Annotated in this window: 5 protein-coding genes and 1 pseudogene; 4 read left to right on the top strand and 2 right to left on the bottom strand. The window is 72.3% G+C overall.

Features of this window, described 5'->3' with window-relative positions; all coding sequences use genetic code 11:
• From AC3XYG_RS00965 to AC3XYG_RS00950, 4 genes and pseudogenes are all read left to right on the top strand, one after another.
• Positions 1–241 (top strand): annotated as a pseudogene (locus AC3XYG_RS00965) (hypothetical protein); the annotation flags it as partial.
• 72 nt (positions 242–313) lie between these two features.
• Entirely contained in the window at positions 314–646 is a 333-nt protein-coding gene (locus tag AC3XYG_RS00960) for an ArsR/SmtB family transcription factor (RefSeq protein ID WP_489137940.1), read from the top strand.
• Positions 639–1,118, top strand: a complete 480-nt coding sequence (locus AC3XYG_RS00955; RefSeq protein WP_489137939.1) for an SRPBCC family protein — start codon at positions 639–641, stop codon at positions 1,116–1,118. Before AC3XYG_RS00960 ends, AC3XYG_RS00955 begins: the two co-directional genes overlap by 8 nt.
• Positions 1,115–1,714, top strand: a complete 600-nt coding sequence (locus AC3XYG_RS00950) for an ATP-dependent Clp protease proteolytic subunit (RefSeq protein WP_489137938.1) — start codon at positions 1,115–1,117, stop codon at positions 1,712–1,714. Before AC3XYG_RS00955 ends, AC3XYG_RS00950 begins: the two co-directional genes overlap by 4 nt.
• On the opposite strand, the gene AC3XYG_RS00945 is transcribed toward AC3XYG_RS00950, so the two are convergent.
• On the bottom strand, positions 1,711–3,051 hold the full coding sequence (locus tag AC3XYG_RS00945) for a 3-carboxy-cis,cis-muconate cycloisomerase (RefSeq protein ID WP_489137937.1): 1,341 nt from the start codon (positions 3,049–3,051) through the stop codon (positions 1,711–1,713). The two genes, AC3XYG_RS00950 and AC3XYG_RS00945, sit on opposite strands and share 4 nt — an antisense overlap.
• 186 nt (positions 3,052–3,237) lie before the next feature.
• Positions 3,238–3,853: acetyl-CoA C-acyltransferase (locus AC3XYG_RS00940; RefSeq protein ID WP_489137936.1), on the bottom strand; the 616-nt coding region annotated here is incomplete at its 5' end.

Below are 3,853 nucleotides of genomic sequence, written 5' to 3'. Positions count from 1 at the left end.
CGCCTTCCACCAGGCCGGCAGCCCGGAGGCCGAGGCCGCGGTGGCCGCGGCCGGCGCGCTGCGGGCGGCGCTCAGCAGCGTCACCCTGGTCGCCGCGGTGAAGGACACCCTGGCCGAGATCCATGGCGACGCCGCCTGGCGTCGGCTGGTCCCGCCGCTGCGGTCGCTGACCCAGGCGGAGCGGCAGACGCTGGCCGCCGCCCTGGCCAAGACCGAGTACCCGCGCCTGTTCGGGCGCTGAGGCGCCGCAACCCGGTTTTTCCCCTCCGGCAGTCCATTGCGAATCATATAAGTGTCTGCTTATATGATTCGCATGACCGCGACCGAGATCTTCCAGGCTTTGATCTTCCAGGCCTTGGCCGACCCGACCCGCCGCGCCGTGTTCGAGCGCCTGGCGGGCGGCGAGATGAGCGTGTCCGAGCTGAAGGCCGGCTTCGCCGTGTCGCAGCCGGCGATCTCGCAGCATCTCGCCGCCCTGCGCCGTGCCGGGCTGGTGGCCGAACGGCGCGAGGGCCGCTTCGCCTATTACCGGGCGGCGCCGGACGGACTCGCCCCGCTCGGCGACTGGATTGACCGCTACCGCGCCTTCTGGCCGGAGCGGGTCGCGCATCTCAAGACCCTGCTCGAGGACATGGACGATGAGTGACCCGAAGCCCGATCCGGCCGATTCCGTCGTCATCGATTGTGACCTGGCCCACCCACCGGAAAGGGTGTGGCGGGCGCTGACCGAGCCGAGGCTGCTCGGCGCCTGGCTGCTGCCGAACGATATCCGGGCGGAAGAGGGGCGGCGCTTCACCCTGCGCAACGGGCCGGGCACCGACGCGCCGATCGACTGCGAGGTGCTGGCGGCGGAGAAGCCCCGGCTGCTGCGCTACAGCTGGCGCGGCCGGGACACGGATGCCGGGGGCAAGCCGTTGGACACGGTGGTGACCTTCACCCTCGACGGCACCGCGGCCGGCGGCACCCGCCTGCGCATCGTGCACAGCGGCTTCCGCGCCGGCGCCCGGGCGACGGCGCTGTGGACCGGCACGCCGGTGCCGCGCCGATCCACCCGCCGGCGCCGGGTGTCGCGGATCACGGTGTCGATGGCGGGGAGGGGGCTGCGATGGGCAGCATGACCATGAGCCTCGTGCCGATGGTCGTGGAGCAGTCGGGCCGCGGCGAACGCGCCTTCGACATTTTCTCCCGCATGCTGCGCGACCGGATCATTTTCCTGAACGGCCCGATCGACGACGGCGTCTCGGCGCTGGTCTGCGCTCAGCTGCTGTTCCTGGAATCGGAGGATCCGCGCAAGGAGATCGCGATCTACATCAACTCGCCGGGCGGGGTGGTCAGCAGCGGCCTCGCGATCTACGACACGATGCAATACATCAAGAGCCCGGTGTCGACCGTCTGCATGGGCACGGCGGGGTCGATGGGGTCCTTCCTGCTGATGGCCGGGGCGCCCGGCCGGCGCATCGCCCTGCCCAATGCCAGGGTGGTGCTGCATCAGCCCTCCGGCGGCTTCCAGGGCCAGGCCTCGGACATCGAGCGCCATGCCGAGGACATCGTGCGGCTGAAGCGCCAGCTGAACCTGCTCTACGCCAAGCATTGCGGCCGGACCTATGACGAGGTCGAGCGCACCCTGGACCGCGACCGCTTCATGACTGCGGAAGAGGCGAAGGCCTGGGGCATCGTCGACCACGTCTATGAGCGCCGGGAGGAGGCGGCCTAACCCGCCTGCGCCGCCGCCAGCACCCGGTCGATGAAGGTGTCGGCCGCGCCCAGGTGATGGGCTGGGTCACGCAGGGCGGCCCAGTCGACCGGGGCGGCGGAGGCCTCGGCCAGCAGGTCGAACAGGTGGCGGCCGGTGGCGGTGGCCTTCGTCGCCGCTTCCTTCACCAGGCGCTGTGCCTCCGGCCGCGGCATATGGGTGGCCAGGGCGAAGCTTGCCGCCTCGGCCAGCAGCAGGCCGTGCGAGGCCTCGAACTGCTGCGCCATCCGATCCTTGTCGACCGTCAGGCTGCCGGCCACGGCCAGGGCATGGTTCAGCGCCGCCCCGGTGGCGACCAGCATCTGCGGCAGCGCCAGCCATTCAATCTGCCAGGCGGCGCCGTCGCGCTCATGCTCATGCAGCATCGCCTGGTGCAGCTGACCGACCATGCCGGCGTTGAAGCGGGCCAGGGCGACCAGCGCCTCCGGCCCGACCGGGTTGGATTTCTGCGGCATGGTCGACGACCCGCCGCCGGCACCGGGCCGCACCTCCGCCACTTCGTTCTGGGCCAGCAGGATCAGGTCGCGGCCGATCTTGCCCAGCGTGCCGGTCACCAGCGCCAGCCAGCCGGCGAATTCGGCCAGGCCGTCGCGCTGGGCGTGCCAGGGCATCGGCGGCACGCCTAGGTCCAGGATCTCCGCCAGCGCCGCCTCGACCGCGATGCCGTCCGCGCCCAGCGCGCTCAAAGTTCCGCTCGCGCCGCCGAAGGACAGCAGAAGCAGGCGGGGCTTCAGCTCGCGCAGCCGGTCGCGGTCGCGCAGCAGCGGCGCCAGCCAGCCGGCGACCTTGAGGCCGAAGGAGATCGGCGTCGCCTGCTGCGACCGGGTGCGGCCGGGCATCACCGTGCCGCGATGGGCATCGGCCAGCCCGGCCAGCGCCGTGGCCAGCGCCGCGAGCCGTTGGTCGAGAATGTCGATCACCCGGCGCAGCCGCAGCACCAGCCCGGTGTCGAGGATGTCCTGGCTGGTGGCGCCCCAATGCACCGCCTGGGCCGCTTCCTCGCCCGCCGAAGCCGCCACCGCCTGGCGCAGCGCCGCGACCAGGGCGGGCACCGGCACGCCGTCCTCGGCGGTCTTCGCCGCCAGCGCCGCCGGGTCCGGCAGCAGCGCGCCGGCGGTGGCCGCAATCACGCTGGCCGCCGCGGCCGGGATCACGCCGCAGCGCGCCTCGGCCTCGGCCAGCGCCGCCTCGACCTTCAGCATCGCCCGCAGCGCCGCCTGGTCGCTGAACAGGGCCGCGATCTCGGCATCGGAGAGGAGCGAGCCGGTGAGGGCGGAATCGAAGGGCGAGACGGTCATGTGGGTCCGGCAGGATTGGGATCAGACTCCGCGTTGCCTCTCCCGCCTGGCGGGAGAGGTCGGGCTCGCGCAGCGAGACCGGGTGAGGGCTTGCCCTGGCCTCGACGAAGAACCCTCACCCGGAGCCGCTTCGCGTCTCCGACCTCTCCCGCAAGCGGGAGAGGCAAAAGCGAACTGCACCGTTTCTTACACCGCTTCCAGCGCCAGGGCGATGCCCTGGCCGACGCCGATGCACATCGTCACCAGGGCGCGCTTGCCGCCGGTCAGGCTGAGCTGCAGCGCCGCGGTGCCGGCGATGCGGGCGCCGGACATGCCGAGCGGGTGGCCGAGAGCGATGGCGCCGCCATTCGGGTTCACATGGGCGGCATCGTCGGGCAGGCCGAGGTCGCGGGTCACCGCCAGGGCCTGGGAGGCGAAGGCCTCGTTCAGCTCGATCACGTCGAAATCGCCGATCGTCAGGCCCAGCCGGGCCATCAGCTTGCGGCTGGCGGGGGAGGGGCCGAAGCCCATGATCCGCGGCGCCACGCCGGCGGTGGCCCCCCCGAGGATGCGGGCGATCGGGGTCAGCCCATGCCGCGCCGCCGCCGCCTCCGACGCCACGATCAGCGCCGCGGCGCCGTCATTGACGCCGGAGGAGTTGCCGGCGGTCACGGTGCCGCCCTTGCGGAACGGGGTCGGCAGCGCGGCCAGCTTGTCCAGCGAGGTCTGGCGCGGATGTTCGTCGCGGTCGACCACGACCGGGTCCTTCTTCCGCTGCGGAATGCTGACCGGCGCGATCTCCTTCGCCAGCCGCCCGTTCGCC

The organism is Inquilinus sp., from assembly GCF_057815775.1.
The sequence above is the reverse complement of the archived record's forward strand: the minus strand, read 5'-3'. Positions and strand labels throughout refer to the sequence as shown.

Excerpts from the sequence above, each read along its gene's own strand:
- AC3XYG_RS00960 (WP_489137940.1), top strand. The coding sequence starts at position 314 with ATGACCGCGACCGAGATCTTCCAGGCTTTGATCTTCCAGGCCTTGGCC.
- AC3XYG_RS00955 (WP_489137939.1), top strand. The coding sequence starts at position 639 with ATGAGTGACCCGAAGCCCGATCCGGCCGATTCCGTCGTCATCGATTGT.
- AC3XYG_RS00950 (WP_489137938.1), top strand. The coding sequence starts at position 1,115 with ATGACCATGAGCCTCGTGCCGATGGTCGTGGAGCAGTCGGGCCGCGGC.
- AC3XYG_RS00945 (WP_489137937.1), bottom strand. The coding sequence starts at position 3,051 with ATGACCGTCTCGCCCTTCGATTCCGCCCTCACCGGCTCGCTCCTCTCC.